This is a genomic window from Streptomyces rimosus subsp. rimosus (genome assembly GCF_000720725.1).
In the GTDB taxonomy this organism is placed as follows: domain Bacteria; phylum Actinomycetota; class Actinomycetes; order Streptomycetales; family Streptomycetaceae; genus Streptomyces; species Streptomyces rimosus_A.
Map to the genome: position 1 here is coordinate 67619 of NZ_JOCQ01000014.1, position 17996 is coordinate 85614.

17 protein-coding genes and 1 pseudogene are annotated in these 17996 nt (G+C 68.4%); 13 read left to right on the forward strand and 5 right to left on the reverse strand.

Annotation, left to right across the window (positions count from 1 at the left end; genetic code table 11):
- Positions 1 to 158: 158 nt before the first annotated feature.
- The 9 genes from IH45_RS0110250 (at position 159) to IH45_RS1000000147785 (ending at position 9292) form a co-directional block, all read left to right on the forward strand.
- Positions 159 to 1559: an aldehyde dehydrogenase family protein gene (locus IH45_RS0110250; RefSeq protein ID WP_032917114.1), complete on the forward strand. Its 1401-nt coding sequence runs from the start codon at positions 159 to 161 to the stop codon at positions 1557 to 1559.
- A 113-nt stretch (positions 1560 to 1672) separates the two neighbouring features.
- Positions 1673 to 2689 carry a C-terminal binding protein gene (locus IH45_RS0110255; protein WP_030664833.1) on the forward strand — a complete coding sequence of 339 codons (1017 nt, stop codon included), beginning with the start codon at positions 1673 to 1675 and terminating at the stop codon, positions 2687 to 2689.
- A 23-nt stretch (positions 2690 to 2712) separates the two neighbouring features.
- The gene (locus tag IH45_RS0110260; protein WP_050514700.1) at positions 2713 to 3978 is read left to right on the forward strand and encodes a phosphonoacetaldehyde reductase; all 1266 of its coding nucleotides are present in this window, start codon (positions 2713 to 2715) and stop codon (positions 3976 to 3978) included.
- A gap of 78 nt (positions 3979 to 4056) precedes the next feature.
- Positions 4057 to 5415, forward strand: coding sequence for a cupin domain-containing protein (locus IH45_RS0110265; protein ID WP_234440491.1), 1359 nt, complete (start codon positions 4057 to 4059; stop codon positions 5413 to 5415).
- Between the two features lie 73 nt (positions 5416 to 5488).
- Complete coding sequence (gene aepX / locus IH45_RS0110270; protein WP_063762967.1) at positions 5489 to 6442, forward strand: phosphoenolpyruvate mutase; 954 nt, start codon at positions 5489 to 5491, stop codon at positions 6440 to 6442.
- Positions 6439 to 7587, forward strand: coding sequence for a phosphonopyruvate decarboxylase (aepY, locus tag IH45_RS0110275; RefSeq protein WP_030664849.1), 1149 nt, complete (start codon positions 6439 to 6441; stop codon positions 7585 to 7587). The genes aepX and aepY overlap by 4 nt, the downstream gene beginning before the upstream one ends.
- The gene (locus tag IH45_RS0110280; RefSeq protein ID WP_030664852.1) at positions 7587 to 8399 is read left to right on the forward strand and encodes a sulfite exporter TauE/SafE family protein; all 813 of its coding nucleotides are present in this window, start codon (positions 7587 to 7589) and stop codon (positions 8397 to 8399) included. The genes aepY and IH45_RS0110280 overlap by 1 nt, the downstream gene beginning before the upstream one ends.
- 220 nt (positions 8400 to 8619) lie before the next feature.
- Positions 8620 to 8901: an NAD(P)-binding protein gene (locus tag IH45_RS1000000150980; RefSeq protein ID WP_158812994.1), complete on the forward strand. Its 282-nt coding sequence runs from the start codon at positions 8620 to 8622 to the stop codon at positions 8899 to 8901.
- On the forward strand, positions 8804 to 9292 hold the full coding sequence (locus IH45_RS1000000147785; RefSeq protein WP_158812996.1) for a hypothetical protein: 489 nt from the start codon (positions 8804 to 8806) through the stop codon (positions 9290 to 9292). The genes IH45_RS1000000150980 and IH45_RS1000000147785 overlap by 98 nt, the downstream gene beginning before the upstream one ends.
- A gap of 248 nt (positions 9293 to 9540) precedes the next feature.
- Here the strand turns inward: IH45_RS1000000147785 and IH45_RS0110290 are convergent, their stop codons facing one another.
- Positions 9541 to 10113 (reverse strand): dihydrofolate reductase family protein, encoded by a 573-nt coding sequence (locus IH45_RS0110290; protein ID WP_030664858.1) that lies wholly within the window; start codon positions 10111 to 10113, stop codon positions 9541 to 9543.
- Positions 10114 to 10593: 480 nt separating this feature from the next.
- On the opposite strand from IH45_RS0110290, the gene IH45_RS0110295 reads away from it, so the two are divergent.
- Together IH45_RS0110295 and IH45_RS1000000149805 are read left to right on the forward strand one after the other, a co-directional pair.
- The gene (locus tag IH45_RS0110295) at positions 10594 to 10902 is read left to right on the forward strand and encodes an AMP-binding protein (protein WP_030664861.1); all 309 of its coding nucleotides are present in this window, start codon (positions 10594 to 10596) and stop codon (positions 10900 to 10902) included.
- A gap of 287 nt (positions 10903 to 11189) precedes the next feature.
- Positions 11190 to 11578 (forward strand): annotated as a pseudogene (locus tag IH45_RS1000000149805) (IS5/IS1182 family transposase); the annotation flags it as partial.
- Between the two features lie 49 nt (positions 11579 to 11627).
- On the opposite strand, the gene IH45_RS1000000148655 reads toward IH45_RS1000000149805, so the two are convergent.
- Genes IH45_RS1000000148655 through vanH form a run of 4 tightly spaced genes read right to left on the reverse strand, consistent with a single transcriptional unit; the run spans position 11628 to position 14944 of the window.
- The gene (locus IH45_RS1000000148655) at positions 11628 to 12299 is read right to left on the reverse strand and encodes a hypothetical protein (RefSeq protein WP_158812998.1); all 672 of its coding nucleotides are present in this window, start codon (positions 12297 to 12299) and stop codon (positions 11628 to 11630) included.
- Positions 12271 to 12879, reverse strand: a complete 609-nt coding sequence (vanX, locus tag IH45_RS0110305; protein ID WP_030664871.1) for a D-Ala-D-Ala dipeptidase VanX — start codon at positions 12877 to 12879, stop codon at positions 12271 to 12273. Before vanX ends, IH45_RS1000000148655 begins: the two co-directional genes overlap by 29 nt.
- Entirely contained in the window at positions 12876 to 13916 is a 1041-nt protein-coding gene (gene vanA / locus IH45_RS0110310; RefSeq protein WP_030664875.1) for a D-alanine--(R)-lactate ligase, read from the reverse strand. Before vanA ends, vanX begins: the two co-directional genes overlap by 4 nt.
- The gene (gene vanH / locus IH45_RS0110315) at positions 13904 to 14944 is read right to left on the reverse strand and encodes a D-lactate dehydrogenase VanH (protein WP_078897419.1); all 1041 of its coding nucleotides are present in this window, start codon (positions 14942 to 14944) and stop codon (positions 13904 to 13906) included. The genes vanA and vanH overlap by 13 nt, the downstream gene beginning before the upstream one ends.
- 514 nt (positions 14945 to 15458) lie before the next feature.
- Here vanH and IH45_RS0110320 point away from each other — a divergent pair.
- Both IH45_RS0110320 and IH45_RS0110325 read left to right on the forward strand, forming a co-directional pair.
- The gene (locus tag IH45_RS0110320) at positions 15459 to 16841 is read left to right on the forward strand and encodes a UDP-N-acetylmuramoyl-tripeptide--D-alanyl-D-alanine ligase (protein WP_032917115.1); all 1383 of its coding nucleotides are present in this window, start codon (positions 15459 to 15461) and stop codon (positions 16839 to 16841) included.
- Between the two features lie 8 nt (positions 16842 to 16849).
- Positions 16850 to 17968: a lipid II:glycine glycyltransferase FemX gene (locus IH45_RS0110325; protein ID WP_030664884.1), complete on the forward strand. Its 1119-nt coding sequence runs from the start codon at positions 16850 to 16852 to the stop codon at positions 17966 to 17968.
- Positions 17969 to 17996: the final 28 nt, after the last annotated feature.

A 17996-nucleotide genomic window follows, 5' to 3' on the forward strand; every position in this document is an offset into this window, starting at 1 on the left:
CCGATGAAATCGGTGACCGGGGGCCAGGCGGCCCCTGGGTGTGGCATATGGCAATTCTTTACTTGACGTTGAACGTCGAGTTATGGCTACGCTAAGTACAGGTGAAGTCGCGGAGCGTGCGCGACAATGGTCGCTGCGACGGAAGGCGATGAGCGCCCATGAATGAAATCTTCAGCGGCGGGCGCTGGTTGCCGGTTGACCGTACGTCCGATGTGATCAACCCGTATACCGGCGAGACGGTGGGACGGATGGCGCGGGCGGAGCCGGGCCAGGCGGTGGCTGCCGCCCGGTCCGCCGCGCGTTTCCGGTGCGGTTCGCCGGCTCATGAGCGAGCCGCTGTTCTCCGGCGTGCCGCCGAGGAGATTCACGCCTCGTCCGAGGTATTCATCCGGTCGATCGTCGAAGAGACCGGAAACGCTCACAAGGATGCCGTCAGTGAGGTGCGGCGCGCCATCGCGCAGCTGCGTTTCGGCGCCGAAGAAGCCAAGCGTTTGACCGGTGAGAGCATCGCGACGGACGTCACGGATTACGCGGCCCGCAGGCTCGCGGTGACCTTGCCCGAACCGCTCGGCCTGATTTGCGCCATCACTCCGTTCAACCGTCCGCTCAATCAGGTCGTCACCAAAGTGGTGCCCGCCGTGGCGGCAGGCAACAGCGTCATCGTCAAACCGTCGGAGAAAGCGCCGCTGACCGCCGGCCTGTTCGTCCGGGCCCTGCTGGACAGCGGACTGCCGGCCGGTCAGATCGCGCTGGTCACCGGTGACCCGCTGGAGGTCGGCGAGGCGCTGGTGAGCTGCGAATACGTCGACATGGTGACGTTCACCGGCAGCGCCGCGGTCGGACAGCGGATCGCCCGCCGTATCGGCATGATCCGCAGCGCCTTCGAACTCGGGGACAGCGGCGCACTGATCGTGGCCGATGACGCCGATCTGCCGGCGGCCGTCACCGCCGCCACGGCGGGGGCGTACGCGACGGCAGGGCAGTCGTGCCGCGGCGTGAAGCGGATCCTGGTGCACGAGCAGGTCGCCGACGAGTTCGTCCGCATGCTGGTCGCGGCGACCGAGCGGCTGGTGGTGGGCGATCCGCGCGACCCCGGCACCGATATCGGGACACTGATCGACGAGCCGGCGGCCGTACGGGTGGAGCAGCGGGTGGCCGAGGCTGTGGACGGCGGTGCACAAGTACTGACCGGGGGCAGGCGCCGCGGGGCACAGTTCTGGCCGACGGTGCTGGACCACGTCGACCGCGCCGCACCGCTGGTGTGCGAGGAGACCTTCGGCCCGTGCGCCCCGCTGGTACGGGTCAAGGACCTCGATGACGCGGTGGACTACCTCAACGCCGGCCGGGTCGGCCTGCAGGCCGGGGTGTTCACCCGGCGGATCGACGACGCGATGCGAGCCGCCCGCGCGTTGCAGGTCGGTGCCGTCATCATCAACGGCGGCCCGCAGTTCGAGTCGCCCAACATCCCCTTCGGCGGGGTCAAGGACAGCGGCCACGGCCGCGAGGGCGTGCGCTACGCCATGCGGGAGATGACCCGCATCAAGACCCTGGTGCTGTAACCGGCACCGCCGCGCCACCGCGCGGTGCCGGAGCCCGTTCCGGGTGGTCCGCCGAGACCGCCCCGTACCGAAGACGCCCGTCTTCTCTCCAGTGCACAGTGAGGTGATGCCGTATGCCCGTCGTCGTGTACACCGACCCCGCGTGGGTGATCGGTCCCGACGGCACCGTGGACGCGCGCCGTGCCGACATCGAACGTGAGGTGTACGGCACGGACATCCAGGTGCGGTTCGGTCCCCGCCGGGACGGCGCCTACGACGTCTCCGGCGCAGCGTTCCTGGACGCCGTGCGCGGAGCCGACGCGGTCGCCATCTACCGCGCGCAGATCACCGAGGAGGTGGCCGACGCGCTGACACCGGGCTGCCGGGTCGTCGCCCGCCAGGGCGTCGGCACCGACAACCTCAACGCCGGGCTGCTGGAACGCCACGGGATCTTCGGCTTCAACGTGCCCGACTACTGCGTCGACGAGGTGAGCAGCCACACCGTGGCCATGCTGCTGGCCCTGGAACGCGGACTGACCACCCAGGACGGCCTGGTCAAGCAGGGGCGGTGGAGCATCCACGGCGGCGGTGTCCCCCGGCGCACCGGTGATCTCAGCGTCGGCATCGTCGGCTTCGGCCGTATCGGCCGTGCCACCAGCCGTAAACTCCAGCCCCTCTACCGGCGGGTGCTGGCCTTCGACCCCTACGTGCACGACGACCTGATGCGCGGGTACGGGGTCGAGGGCCGGCCCTCACTGGCCGAGCTGTTCTCCGACGCGGACGCCGTCGTGCTGCACGCTCCGTTGGACGACAGCACCCGGCACCTGGTCAACCACGAGTCGTTGCGGCCCCTGCGGCGCGGTGCCCTGCTGGTCAACACCGCCCGGGGCGGACTGGTACAGCCCGAAGCGGTCCTGGAGGGGCTGCGGAGCGGGCGGCTGGGCGGCTACGGCTCCGATGTGTTCACCCCGGAGAACCCCTGCGACCACCCGGTGAACAAGGAAATCCTCACCCTGCCCAACACGGTGGTCACCGCACACCGGGCGTTCCTGTCCGATGCCTCGGAGCGCAGCCAGCGGCTGCGGGTCGCGGAGGAGATCCGGCGCGTCCTGCTGGGCGGCCGGCCGCCGCTCTTCGGCCGGCTGGCCTAGCGGACGGGTACGGAAGGAGCATCGTGACGATCACCCAGCTGCCCGGCCAGGAGGCCGAAGTCCGCCGGATCCTGGAGTCCGCACACCATCCGCTGGACCTTCCGGTGCCCCCCTACGTGCCGACGCGAGTGGTGTTCGGCCGGGGCGCCGCCCACGCGCTGGACACCGTGATCCGGCACCGGCTGGGAACACACGGGTTTCACCGGCCGATGGTGCTCACCGGGCGGGAGACGGCCGCCAAACCCTGGCTGGACGCGGTGATCGCGGCGTGCCGACGCCTCGGCACGGTGGTGGTCGCGGAGAATCCGCGCGCCAATCCCACACCGCAGAGCATGCAGCACGTCCTGGACATCGCGCGGCGGCACCGCGTCGACGGGGTGGTGGCCATCGGCGGCGGCAGCGTGCTGGACACCGGCAAGGCCGTGGCCCTGCTGGCGCCCGGAGAACAGTCCGTCGCCCAGGCGGTGGACCTCGAAGCGGGCCCTGCCGCCGCCCGCCCCGGCCTCTCACGCGGTACCGGCCTGGTCGCCGTACCGGCCACGGCGGGCAGCGGCGCGGAGGCCACCCGTACGGCGACCGTGTGGGACGAGCGTGAGCAGCGCAAGCGGGCCCTGGACCACGCAGGGCTCTTCCCCGACCTCGCCGTCGTCGACCCGCTGCTGACGATGAGCGCACCGGACCGGGTGTGGCGCAGTTGCGGCCTGGACGCGCTGGCCCAGGCGGTGGAGTCCAGCTGGGCGGTCGCCGCGGACGCCGCATCGCTGCGCTTCAGCGTGCCTGCCGTACGCCTGGCCGCCGAGGGACTGGAAGCCGTCCTGACGGATCCCGGCGACGAAGCGGCGCGTACCGTGCTCAGCTGCGCGAGCGTCTTCGCCGGGCTGGCGATCGCCGGTACCCGCACCACGGTCCCGCACGCCGTCTCGTACCCGATGACCCTGCGCTACGGAATCCCGCACGGCCATGCCTGCGCCCTCACCCTCGGTGCCGTCCTACGGTTCAACGCCGCCGTCACCGCACAGGACTGCCGCGATCCCCGGGGCCCGGAGCACACCACGGGCGTACTGCGTGCCGTATGCCGACAGCTCGGTGCACGGACCCCGGCCCAGGCGAACCGGCGCCTGGACACCCTCCTGACCCGGCTGGAGCTGCCCACCCTGCGCGGACTCGGCCACATCGACACAGGCGCGCTCGCCGACGACGTGGTCACCTACAGCCGCTTCGACAACAACCCCCGGCACATGAGCCGGGACCAGCTCACCGCCTTGCTGCACGCGGAGGGCGACCGCTGACCCAGGACGCAGGAACCAGGACCCAGGACCCAGGAACCCGGACGCAGGAACCAGCACCCAGGAACCACGGAGGCCATCGTGCCGAATCCGCCCGCCGTCGACCCGTACAAACTCATGCACTGGCTCAACGCCCGCAAACTCACCCCGGAACACGTGCGCGACCGTACCGGCATCGCACTCGACCTGCGTCCGGACACCACGGACAAGAACCTGGAACTCTCGGGGGCCGAGGTCCGCAAACTGGCCGCGTCCCTCGACATCCCCGTCGAAGAACTCGCCGTGGGACCGGCCCGGCAGCCCGCCGCCCTCTTCCAGAGCCGCGCCGAAACCGCCGCGACCCGGCGCGCGGTCCAGCGCGACGGCATCCACTTCTACAACTACTACTCGCTGCCGGCTCCCTCGGGATACATCGCCCCGGTGATCCTGGACATCCTGTGCCCACAAGGGCGGCTGCCGAAGCTCAACAACGGCCACCTGGAACCGGCCATCACCGTGAACATCGGGCCCGGCGACATCCACGGCCGCTGGGGTACCGAGATCAACGACCTGACCTGGGCCGTCCTGAAGGCCAACCGGGACCCCGAGCACGCCTGGATCATCGGCGACTCCTACCTCGAACCCTCCTACCGGCCGCACAGCTACTCCCTGGCCGGCCAGGAACCCGCCCGCATCATCTCCTACACCTGCAAGTCCAACCTCCACGCGCTGCTGACGCGGGCCAACGAGTGGACCGACGGCTCCTACGACCGGTTCGTCGAGGACTGGTCCGCCGACGGACAGGCCGCGGTGCTCGGCGTCGCCCTTCGCCGCCGGGCCCACACCGCCGCATCACTGACCGCCGCCACCGGCGTCCCGGAGCAGCGGATCGCCGCCTGCCTGTCCGGCGACTGCGACGCGCTCACCCTCACCGACCTGCGGTCCATCGGCCGCGCACTCGGCGTCGACCACCGGCTGCTGCTGCCCGCCGAACCCGTACACGACGAGATCGGCAAGACCTGGTGCTCCGTCGAGGACGGCATCGCCGCCATCCGGGAGTTCGGCGCCTACCGCGCCACCTCCATGGCCGGCGCACCCCAACTGCCCGACATCGTGGGCCTCTACCTCGCCGTCGACCGCGCCGACACCCGCGCGCTCGACCTGTTCGACCACGGCGCCGGCCACTACCTCGCGACACGCGGGGCCCCGGTCGCCTGGTGGACCGACGAGAACGGTGCCGTCCACGAGCAGCAGCTCGCTCCCGACGACAGCCTGTGGGTGGGCCCGTGCGTACCCCATGGCTTCAGCGGCACCGGCGCGCTGATCAAGCTCGGCAACGGTGAGGGCTACGGCTACCTGGAACACCTGGAGCTGACCCAGACCGTCCGGCGGCCGCAGACCCTGCGCCGCGCCCGGCGGGACCGTACGAACTGGGGTTACGAAGCCACCACGACCACCTAGCCACCCATACGAGCATCCACGCACGCGCCGTCCCGCGGGCGGCGTCGGAAGCGGCATCCAACGGGAGGACCACATGCGCAACGACAACCACCACAGCGATCACCACGACAACCAGGCCGCCGCCTCGAAAGCCGCCATGATGCGCGCGCTCCTGCTCTCCCCGTCCCTCGGCTTCCTGATGGAAGCGCACAACGGCCTGTCCGCCCGCATCGTGGAGGACGTCGGCTTCTCGGGCATCTGGGCCTCCGGCTTCTCCATCTCGACCGCGCTCGGCGTACGGGACAGCAACGAGGTCAGCGCGGGCGAAGTGCTCGACACCGTCGCGTACATGGCCGATGCCACCCACATCCCGATCATGGTGGACGGGGACACCGGGTACGGCAACTTCAACAACGCACGGCGCTTCGTACGCCAGCTGTGCCGACTGGGAGTGGCGGCGGTCTGCATCGAGGACAAGCTGTTCCCCAAGACCAACTCCTTCCTCGGCGAGTGCCAGCCCCTCGCGGACACCGACGAGTTCTGCGGAAAGATCACCGCGTGCAAGGACAGCCAGACCGACGACGACTTCTGCGTCGTCGCGCGGGTCGAGGCGCTGGTGTCCGGCTACTCCCTCGGCGAGGCCCTCGACCGGGCGGAGGCGTACCGGCGGGCCGGGGCGGACGCCGTCTTCATCCACTCCAAGCGCAAGGACGGCAAGGAGGTACTGGCCTTCGCCAAGGAGTGGGGACGCAGGTGCCCGCTGGTCATCACCCCCACCACCTATCACCGGGCCGTCGGTGTGGACTCCTTCGAGAGGGCCGGCATCTCGACGCTGATCTGGGCCAACCAGAACATGCGCGCCTCGATGCACGCCATGCGCGAGGTCTGCGAGGAGGTCTTCAGGAACCGGCGCGTCAGCGACGTGGAGCAGGCGCTGGTCCCGGTCAAGGAGGTCTTCGACTTCCTGGACTACGACGAACTGGACGACGCCTCCCGCCGGTACCTGCCGGCCGAACCCACCCGGGCCCCCAGGAGGAACGCCTCATGATCAGAGCCGGACAGTTCCTCGACGCGGCCCTGCACCGGGGGTTCGACTTCTACACCGGGGTTCCGTGCTCCTTCCTCACTCCGCTGATCAACGGGGCGATCAGCCGCCGCGAACTGCGCTACCTGGGCGCCACCAGCGAGGGCGAGGCCGTCGCCGTCGCCGGCGGCGCCTGGCTGGCGGGGCGGCAGCCGGTGGTGATGTGCCAGAACTCGGGACTCGGCAACATGGTCAACCCCCTGACCTCCATGAGCCATCCGTTCCGTATCCCGCTGCTGCTCGTGTGCACCTGGCGTGGCCGGCCCGGAGTGCGGGACGAACCCCAGCACGAGGTCATGGGCCGTGTCATGCACGACCTGCTGTCCGTGATCGGCGTCTCCCACCGGCCCTTCCCGGACCGGCCCGAAGGAATCAAGACGGTACTGGAGGAGGCCGGCGCCCTCATGACCACCACCGAACTGCCCACGGCACTGATCATGGAGAAGGGCACGGTGGCCGCGGACGGCCCGCTCGACCAGCCCCCGCCCGCCCGCCGACGCGACCGGGCCGCAGCGGTGGACCACACCCGCGGTGCCCGGCGCCCGGCCCGCGCGAGCGTGCTGGAAGCCGTGCTCGCCGCCGTACCGCCCCAGGCGGCGATCATCGCCGGCACCGGCAAGTGCGGACGCGAACTGTTCACCCTGGCCGACCGCGAACAGCACTTCTACCAGGTCGGCTCCATGGGATGCGCCAGCGCCCTGGGCCTGGGCGTCGCACTGAACACACCGCGCCCCGTCGTCGTCCTGGACGGCGACGGGGCCGCACTGATGAAACTCGGCAACATGGCCACCATCGGCGCCACCCGCCCCGACAACCTCGTCCACGTGGTGATCGACAACGAAGTCCACGACTCCACCGGCGGCCAGGCCACCGTCTCCGCCGGCGTCGGCTTCGCCCGCGTGGCCCTCGCCTGCGGCTACCGGCACGCCGCCGTCAGCGACGACCTCCAGGGCTTCACCGAAGCGTTCTCCCGCGCACTGACGACCCCCGGCCCACACCTGATCCACGCACGCATCAGACCCGGCTCCCGCACGGACCTGGGCCGGCCCACCGTCACACCGTACGACGTCGCCCGCCGCTTCCGCCGCTTCCTGGGCACAGCCCTGTGATGACGGTCAGCGCACTGACCGTGGCCCTGGTGCTGACCAGTGGCGTGCTCGCCGGAATCATCAACACCATCGTGGGCTCCGGCACGCTCCTCACCTTCCCCGTGCTGGTCGCCACCGGTCTCCCGCCCGTACTGGCGAACATGTCCAACACGGTGGGACTGGTGGCGGGCAACTTCAGCGGAGCCTACGGATACCGCCACGAACTCAAGGGACAGTGGCGCCGGATCGCCCTGTTCGGAGCCGTCTCCCTGCTGGGATCCATCGTCGGCGCGCTGGGACTCGTCATCCTGCCGGCCGCCGCGTTCGACGCCGTCGTACCGGCCCTGGTGCTGATCGCCAGCCTGTTGGTCATGGCCCAGCCGTGGCTCAAGAAGAGACTCGCCCGCTCCGCACAGACGGCGGACCACCGCGAAGGCGAGCCCGGGAAGCGGTGGCGGACCGTCGCCGCCGAAGGCGGCCCCCTCCTCTGGACAGGCATCTTCGCCGCCGGAGTGTACGGAGGTTACTTCGGCGCCGCGGCCGGAGTCGTCCTGCTCGCCCTCTTCGGCCTGCTCCTGAACGAGAACATCCAGAGCCTCAACGGCATCAAGAACGTCTGCATCGGCGTGGTGAACGCCGCCGCCGCCCTCCTCTTCATCCTGATCTCACCCATCGCCTGGCTGCCGGCCCTTCTCCTGATGGCCGGCTCCCTCCTCGGCGGCCAGATCGGCGCCCGCGTCGCCCGGCGGATGTCCCCCGCACTCCTACGGGCGTGCGTGGTGGCCATCGGCCTGAGCGCCGCCACCGTGCTCATCTTCCGGTATTGGATCTGATGGGATCTGATGCCCCGGGCTCGCGTGCCGTGTGATGAGACGCGAGCCGGGGCAACGGCTGCTCGCCTCTGCAAGGAGGAGGGGGCAGGTATTCGACGTGCAGGTTGGGTGGTGGGGGAGCGGCTGCACGCCGTCATCCACCCGTAAAAGTGACTTCTGAGCCGCCGCCGTTCCCATGGTCATCCACGGCCTTGACGCTGACGCAACGGCAACTTGGACGATGACGCTGTACGGCAGACACAGCCACCCCACCGGAGGCGGGCCTGGAGGTCTGGTTTTCGCCGTTTCCCTGCGAGCTGTCCAACGCCGAGATGCTGCCGCTGTTGACCGACGGCGCCGAGCGGGCGGAGCGACTGCGGCGCGACGGCATCGAGGCCGTCCTCGTCACCGGCTGCGAACTCAGCGTGTTCGCCCGTGGCTACCTGCCCGGGGGCACACTCAACGAGTGCGTTCTGGTCCTGGCGGTCCCCGGCCGCGAAGCCGCGCTCCAGGGCCTCCCTGACAAGGTCAACGCCTTCCTGGGGGAGGCCGCCGACGCCGTGCGGCCCCTCTTCGGGGGCCGCGTGAGCTACGCCCCCTGCCCTCTGGACGAGGTGGACCGGGCCCCGTTCGACATCGTCGGCCTGGACGCCTTCCGGAGCCTGCGCAACGCGGCCGCCTATCGCGCTGGCCTGCGCAAGGAATGCGGCCACGGCAAGCCCGTAGCCATCATGGAGGCCGGCGGCGTCACCCTCGGCCCCGGCCTGGTGCGCATAGTCAAAGTTCTGGACGAGCACAACAACTATCCCGCCGACAAGCGGGCCTATCCCGGCATGCCCTGGGAACCGAAGCAAGCGTTCCACGCACTCGCCACCCGCGGCCGGCGTGGACGGTCAGCGTGGGCGGCCAGATGAGACCGCAAGCCGCGGTCTGGATCAGCGGTTCCTGGGCGACGAGGGGCACACCGATCGCGGTGCTCAGGATGGTGCCCCGTACCCGACGGGCGCGCCGGGGCATCCGACTGCGAGTGAGCGAGCTGTGAAGATCCTGACAGGCACCTTCTTCTGGTCTGCGCGGTGATCCAACGTCCGCCCGCCGGGGAAATCCTTGCGGCGAGCGCCGCCCCCGGCGACACGACGGCAGGGCGAGTGCGGGAGTCTTGTCAGCGGACGACGTCGAAGACGTTCTTCTGCAGACCGTTGGCGTAGGCCTCGTGCTCGACGAGCTTCAGCTTCTGGGTGTCCTTGTCCGTGGCGCTGAAGAGCCGCTTGCCCGCCCCGAGCAGAAGCGGGAAGACGAGCAGGTGGTATCGGTCGATCAGGCCGGCATCCGAAAGGGCCTGGTTCAGGGAGATGCTGCCGTGGACGATGATCGGTCCGCCCTCGGTCTCCTTCAGCGCGGCGACATCGTCGAGCGAGCGCAGGATCGTCGTCTCGCCCCAGTTCGACACCAGGTCGTCCTCGGTGAGTGTGGTGGAGACGACGTACTTCGGCACCACCTTGTAGCCGGCGAAGTCCTCCATGCCCGGCCACACCGGGCTGAACGCCTCGTAGCTGGTCCGGCCCATCAACATCGCAGTGGCTTCCTCCTGCTCCCGGCCCTTGATGTCGAACGCCTCGGGGAGGAACTCGACGTCCTTGAAGGTCCACCCGGAGTTCCGGTACCCGGGCTCGCCGCCCGGAGCCTCCGCAACGCCGTCGAGCGAAATGAAAGCGGTGCTGATCAGAGTACGCATCCGAGGTCTCCCACGTGTCTCATGGCTGAGTCTCAGCAGGTCGGTCGATGCGCGCTGCGCCGACCTCCCGGCTGTGGTTGTAGTACAGCAGCTACCACTGACACTGCGGTTCGTGGAGCAGTTCCTCGGCCGTCGCCCGTCCTCACGGCGGCCTCGGCCATCCGGATCATGCCGTGGAACACACAAGCGCCCGACTGTGGGACCCGCCAGCAGCGCAACAGCGCACGGCGGTGCACAACCCGTCAAAGCAGGCGGCACGGCGGATTGATGTAACTGGGATCAGTGACCCGAACGAAACACGATCGTCGTCTCGGTCGCGCTCGCCGGCTCGGCGCCGTACAGATCCCCGTGCCCCCTGCACCGAGCGGGAGGTCGGCTTCATCTTGGCGGAGACCGGCGCGCGCTGTGTCCTGGTCCCAGGTGAAGGCGAAGGTTCGCCCGCACGGCGACGGCATGGAAGGTCGCGGGCGAGGGGGGCGAGTGCTCTACATCGCGGAAGGGGCCCCACCGCCGACCCTGGCGGCCTACCGCCCCTACTTCGCAGCCGTGCGGGAGCTGGGGCGCGCGGTCGTCCACGGGTATGAGTACGGGGTGACGGAGTGCCCGACGATCACGGTGGGTACGTCGTACGACAGTGACGAGCAGTTCTCCCGAACCATCGGCAGGACGGTGACCGGGGTGCGGGTGCGCATCGTCCGCCTCGACGGCAGTGTGTCCGGGCCCGGCGAGACCGGCGAGGTCACCGTCAGGGGCACCAGCTCTTCACGCATTATACCGGCCCAGCCTTGACCGCAAGGTGATGCTGTGGAATCGCACGGTCTCCAAGGCGGACAAGCCGGCCGCCGAGGCGCTCGCCAGCCGAGTTCGTTCTCAACCTCAGCTCGGACACGGGGTGACACAGCTGACCGGTGGCGGGCAGGTGCCGCCGTCGGGTATCGGGCAGCCGGAGTTGTTCACGTTCTACAGCGGTCCCAAGGACGTCTTCGAGGCTCACTTCGCAGCACACGAGGAGACGTTGCGGGCGCTGACCGGCACCGACCACAGTGGCGAGGACCCGGGGCTTGCGGCGCTGCAATCATGCCTACACCACCGCCGTGAACGACGTGCTCGCCGACTGTGCCCCGGCCTGCTGCGTGTGCCGCGTGACATCGACCCCGACCACGTCCTGCTCGACCGCACCCTGGCGGAGTGCGACCGCGTCGGGGGCGGCCGAGCCGACTGCTCCCCCGAGCGTCGTCGGCAGGGGGTGAACGTCCAGCTGGTGACCGATCCAGCCGGTTGTGCGCTGTAAATCTCACTCGCGTTCCCTGACCGCCGCCCGCATCCCCCGGATCATCCGCATCTGCGAGCGCCAGTGCATCCCGGTACTGGCCGACCGCGCCTGCATGGGCACCGCGCCGTGGGAACGACGCCCCTCAAACGCCCGCCCGGCCGTGGGCTGATGTCAACTCAGCGGACCGTCAATACCGAGTGGCCGCCGGTGACAAAGGCGGGTGGTGCCGGTTCGCCTGGCCTCACGATGGCGCGCTGATCAGGATCCCTCGTCCTGCATGGAACCGCTCGAATATGCGCATGGGTAGCGATGCGGAGTCTGCATTGTGGGAGTAGCCCGACGGATTATGGAACCGCACCATCCTGCCATGGACCGCATGAATCAGTACAAGATGCCCTCCCCGTCGCGGTTCGTAGGTTCTCGGGTCGCGGATCTCAGGAGATACTGAAGCGATCAGGACTTGCCCGGGGTGCACTGCTTGGGCGGACTTTTGAATCGGCGTGTTCTCGATCAGTTGGCAGGTGAGCCCGAATTGTGAGCTGACCCACGCCATGAATGGCCTGTAGATCAGTCCATGGACCTTGCCCCGGGATTCCACCACGTAGCAGCCCCAGTCGAGAGCCAGTGCAAGGAGTTCACGCATCGACAGTCGGGTTTCCGTCCAGCCATGGAGCAGGGACTGCAGACATGCCAAACCGCATACTTTGCGGGACCAGAACAGGTATTCCTCGCGAGAGTGGTACCCGTCGGAGGCCCAGTCGTGCAGTTGCGATGGATCGGTGCGCCTCAGGAAGACGTCGAGACCTGATGGGGCGGCACGCCGCATGACGACCTCGTCGTTCCGGTCCAGGCTTCCCCACTGTGAGACGTAAGGGAGGTTTCCATCACGTGATGGGAAAGTCGAAATAGGCATCTGTATAAGGCTCGCTTCTCAGCGTGTAGTGCCACCATTCGCAGGCGTAGCGAACAAATCCGCAGTTCTCCATGATGGAGCAAAGGTGCTCGCGGTTTCCCGCTTCGGTGGGCGTCAGTCCTCTTGCTCCGTGATGTGAGATCGGGTCCATGAGGTCGTGGCCGCCGCCCATGCGGGCGTATTCGCCGGTGGCGAGGCTGTAGAGCGTCAAGTCGACGGTACTGCCACGGCTGTGGCCCGACTTGGCGGCCACGTACCCCTTGTCGATGAGCTCGGATCTGTCGATATTGGGATAGTGGCGCTTCTTTGTCCGACCGTCCTCCGGCTGTTCTGACCAGCGCAGGAAGCAGTCGACGGCACGTTGCGGACGGTATCCGTCCCAAACAAGTAATCCGAAGCCGAGGGGCGCGGCTTCTTCTTGCGCTCGCCCAAGGGCTGTGCACAAAGCTCTGGTGCCGACTACCCGGTTTGCCAGGTATCCGTCCACCGGCTTTCCGGTGAAGTTGTCCCGAGTGGCGTACTTGGCATCCCAACGGATGCCGGGCACCAGCTCGTCCAGGTACACGAAGTCGTCGTTCATCGCTTCTTCCGGTGCAGCGTCATGGAGACGAGCCGGTCTATCACGTCGGAAAGCGGCAGTCCTGCGGCGGCCATCATCCGGGGGTAGCGGCTGTAGGAGGTCATGCCGGGCAGGGTGTTGACTTCGTTGAGTACCACCTGGCCGTCCTCCTTGAGGAACATGTCCACGCGGGCAAGCCCCTGGCAGCCCAGGGTGCGGTAGATGGTCTTGGCGCTCTCTTGGACGAGCCGACGCGACTCTTCGGAGATGTCAGCGGGAACGATGAACACCGAGTTCTCCGAGCCGGTCTCGGGTGAGTCCTCCTGGTGGATCCTGAAGAATCCGTGCGAGAGGGCTACGCGGTCCACCTCACCCGCGATCGGGGCGGAGGGATCCCCCAGGATTGCACAGCCGACCTCGCTGCCGGCCACGGCCTCTTCAATCAGGATCTTCGAGTCGTACTGTCGTGCTGCGTCCAGTGCACTCGGCAAGTCCTCTTCTCCGGCAACCTTGCTGACGCCGAAGGACGAGCCCGAACGGGCCGGCTTCACGAAGACAGGGTAGGCAAACTGGCCGGCGTCGACCTTCTCGTTCTCCGCGACCACCCGGAAATGCGGCGTGGCGATTCCCGCGCTCTTGGCCACGGTATAGGTCAGGGATTTGTCCATGCAGATCGCAGAGCTCTGGACATCGCAGCCGGCATAAGGGATGCCGGAGAGCTCCAGCAGGCCCTGGACCGCACCGTCTTCCCCGAGTGTGCCGTGCAGAACGGGCAGCACGAGGTCCAGGCGGATCACTTCGAATCCTCCCTGTCCCAGGACGAGCAGCCCGTGGACGCTTCGGTCCGGTGACAGCATGACCGGGCGGGCGCCGCCGTTCTCCCAGTCGACGCCTGGGGAGCCGCAGAGCTTCCAGGCGCCGGACTGCGTAATGCCGATCCAGTACGGTTCGTAGGTATCCGTGTTGAGGTTCTTTGCAACCTCCTGGGCGGACTTGACGGAGACCGGGTGTTCTTCGGAAGAGCCCCCGAAAATGATGCCGATCTTCAACCTGTCCATGTTTTCCCGCTTTCGAAGTCGAGGCAGTTGATGAGGCTGTTTGTGACGGTGTCGCGCAGCGCGTGGTCGGTGTAGTAGGCCGTGTGTGGGCTGATGAACACATTCGGCATCTCTTGCAGTCGCAACAGCGAGCGGTTCTCGATGGGCTTGTTTCGGCAGTCGGTGTAGAAGATTCCTTCCTCGCCGTCGAGAACGTCCAGCGCCGCGCCGCCCAATCTGCCGTTTTCCAACGCCGGCAGAAGGGCTTCGGTGTCAATGAGCGGGCCGCGTCCGGTGTTGACGATGAATGCACCGTGTTTCATCTGCTCGATACGCCGATGATCGAGGAGGTGGCGGGTTTCTGCGGTGAGCGGGGTGTGGAGCGTGACGATGTCGCTGTGCCGGAGCAGCTCGTCGATCGGCGCGTAATCGGCGGAGGCCGCGGGACGGTTGTCGTAGGCCAGCACGCGGCAGCCGAAGCCTCGCAACCGGTCGATGACTGCTGTGCCGATACGCCCCGTGCCGACCACTCCGACCGTCAGGTCGCGCAGCTCTTTGCCGCGTATCTCACTCAGCCGGTAGTCATGGGTATCGGCGCGGCGGAGGGTGGCTTTCGCGTGGCGCACAGCCATCAACATCAGCATCAGCGTGTAGTCGGCAACGCTGTCGGGAGAATACGTCACGTTTCCGACGGAGATACCGACGCTCTCCGCGTAGCTCACGTCGATGTGGTTGCATCCGACGCTTCGTGTGGAGAGATACTCCACACCGGCGCGGCTCAGCTCGATGAGCGTGGCACGGGTGACGTGCGTCTTGTGGCCGATGCTGACACATCGGTTCCCGGCTGCCAGGCCGGTATTGGCTTCGGATACCGCTTCCTTCGTGATGGTCGGCACCACGCCGAAGCGAGGAGCCATTTCCCGGAAGAGAAGGGCCTCATCCTGCTCGCACCCATAGACCGTGATTCCCGTTGCCGAGACAGCCCGTGTGGACGGCGCCGACGCTCGGGTGCGGCATGCCGCCGCTCGTGTGGGTCCGCTGGAACTCATGCCGTCCAGTCAAGAGAGCGCGGTGTTGCCAGCACGTATGCGTTTTTTGCTACACCGACGATATGTTGCCGGCCGCTGCACGCGCAGGACGATGCCCGCCTTGATCGCCAAGGGTGAGCCCCAGCCCGGCAGAGAATGCCAGCGGAAGCATGTGCAACACGTTGCCGTGTCGCCCTCGAAGCTCCGGGCGGTCCCGAAGCGGCGCTCAGGCGGGCCGACGACACTGCTGCCGGACCTGATGCTCGAACTGACGGGTTGTCCGGTCGGTCCCACGGGCGAAGCCGACGCGGTCGGCCGGCCGCATTCATGCTCTCGCGGCGTGCTGGTCGGCAACATATCGTCGGCGTATCGAAAACTGCATACGCGCCGGCAACATAACGCTCTCTTGACTGAACGGCATGAGTTTCAGCAAACCAATCTCTGCCGTCCTCTGCCTCGCCGGCCCGCCCCCGCCCGCCCCCACTGCAATGGGCCGGTTGTTGATGCGCTGCGCCGATCCTTGTGCGGTCAAGGCATGATCCCGCTCAGCCTCGGCGAGATCGCCTCCGTGGTCGGCGGGAGGGTCGAGGGCGACGGCACCGTGACGGTGACCGCGCCGGCCGTGCTCGACAGTCGGCAGGCCGAGCGGGGCAGCCTCTTCGTCGCCTTCGACGGCGAGCACGTCGACGGCCACGACTACGCCGTCCAGGCCGGCCGGGCCGGCGCGGTGGCTGTGCTCGGCTCCCGGCCCACGGCGCTGCCGACTGTCGTTGTCGAGGACGCCAAAGCCGCGTTGCAGGCGCTCGCCGCCCACGTCGTGGCCCGGCTGCGCGAGGGGCTGACCGTCGTCGGGGTGACCGGATCCCGCGGCAAGACCAGCACCAAGGACCTGTTGGCAGCCGTGCTGTCGAGCGCCGCGCCGACTGTCGCCACGGTCGGCTCGCTCAACAATGAGCTCGGCGTGCCGCTCACCATGCTGCGTTCCGATGCGGCCACCCGGTTCCTCGTCCTTGAGATGGGAGTGCGCCGCATCGGCGACATCGCCAAGCTCACCGGCCTGGTCGCGCCCGACGTCGGTGTCGTCCTCAACGTCGGCCAGGCTCACCTCAGCCATCTCAGATCGCGCGCGGCGATCGCCCGGGCCAAGGGTGAGCTGGTGCAGGGTCTGGCGCCCGGCGGCACCGCGGTCCTTTGCGCCGACGATCCTCGGGTGGCCGCGATGCGCTCGCTCACCGACCGCCCGGCGCTGACCTTCGGCCGGGCGGAACACGCCGACGTTCGCCTCCTCGACGTGGCACTGGACCGGCTCGCCCGGCCGTCCTTCACCCTGCGGACCACCGTCGCCCGGGCTCCGGTCGCGCTGCCACTCGTGGGCGCGCACCAGGCCCTCAACGCGGCCGCTGCCGCGGCGGTGGGGCTGGCGGCCGGCGTCTCCCTCGATGCGGCCGCAGCGGCGCTGCCCACGGTCTCGCTGTCGAAGTGGCGCCTGGAACTGCGTGACCTCGTCGGCGGCGCAACGCTGCTCGACGACTCCTTCAACGCCGACCCCGACTCGACCCGTGCCGCCCTGGACGCGCTGGCGGCGATCGAGGGCAAGCGCCGTATCGCCGTCCTGGGAGAGATGCTCGAACTCGGCGACGGCAGCGAGGCCGAGCACCGCGCCGTCGGGGAGTACGCCGCCGTCCGGGCCGACGTGGTGGTCGCGGTCGGCGCCCGGACGCTCGCCGACGGCGCCGGAGAGCGGGCGGTGGCGCTGGCCGACAACGCCGCTGCTGTCCAATGGCTGCGCGGCCGGCTCGCTGCCGGCGATGTGGTGCTCGTCAAGGCCTCCCGTGGGGCGCGCCTCGACGAGGTCGCCGGCGCGCTCGTGTCCGGATCCCGCGATGTGCTGGTAGATCGACCTATGACCGACAGGTAGGAGCGGCTGTGGCTTTTCGGGTACGGACCATCACGGCGGGGGAGCACGCCGCGTTCAACGCGTCCCGACCTGCGGTGAGTTTCCTGCAGACCCCAGCCTGGGCGTCGGTGAAGAGTGAGTGGGGAGCCGAGTCGCTGGGCTGGTTCGACGAGTGCGATCAACTGGTCGGCGCGGGCTTGGTGCTGTATCGGCGGCTGCCCGGGGTCAAGGCGTCGCTGGCGTACCTGCCCGAAGGGCCGGTGATCGACTGGGCCTCGGATGATCTGGCCGGCTGGCTCGGCCCGTTGGTGGACCACCTGAAGCGCTCTGGCGCATTCGCCATACGCATCGGAACGACGGTGGTGGCCCGCACCTGGAGTGCTGTGACGATCAAGGCCGCGATTGCCGACCCGGAGGTCACCAGGCTCAGCGACGTGCCGCCGGATACTGTCAACGACGCCGCCGCCCGGGCACGCACCCAGCTCCGGCATCTGGGCTGGCGCCCGCCGAAAGCAGGGGAAGGATTCTCGGCCGGGCAGCCGCGCTGGGTCTTCCAGGTCCCGTTGGCCGGCAAGAACGAAGATCAACTGTTCAAGGGGATGAACCAGCTCTGGCGGCGCAACATCAAGAAGGCCGACAAAGCGGGCGTCATCGTGACCCAGGGCGGCGTCGAGGACCTGCCCGACTTCTATCGGGTCTACCTCGAGACCGCGAAACGTGATCATTTCATCCCGCGGCCGTTCAGCTACTTCCCGACCATGTTCGAGGCGCTGCTGGCCGAGGACAAGGACCGGATCCGGCTTTACCTCGCCCACCACGAAGGTGACCTCGTTGCCGCCACCATCTGGATCCGGGTCGGGCAACACGCCTGGTACAGCTACGGCGCCTCTACCACGGCCAAGCGGGCGGTACGCGGGTCGAACGCCGTGCAGTGGAAGATGATCACTGACACTCTGGCTGCCGGATGCACGGTCTACGACCTGCGCGGCATCACCGACACCGTGGACGAGAACGGCCCGCACCTGGGCCTGATCCAGTTCAAGGTCGGCACCGGCGGCGAAGCCGTGGAGTATCTCGGCGAATGGGATCTGCCGCTGAATCGCCTGCTCTATAAGGCATTTGACGTCTACATGTCCCGCCGAGGCTGAGGCACTTGGGGGTGGCGAAACGCGGCGG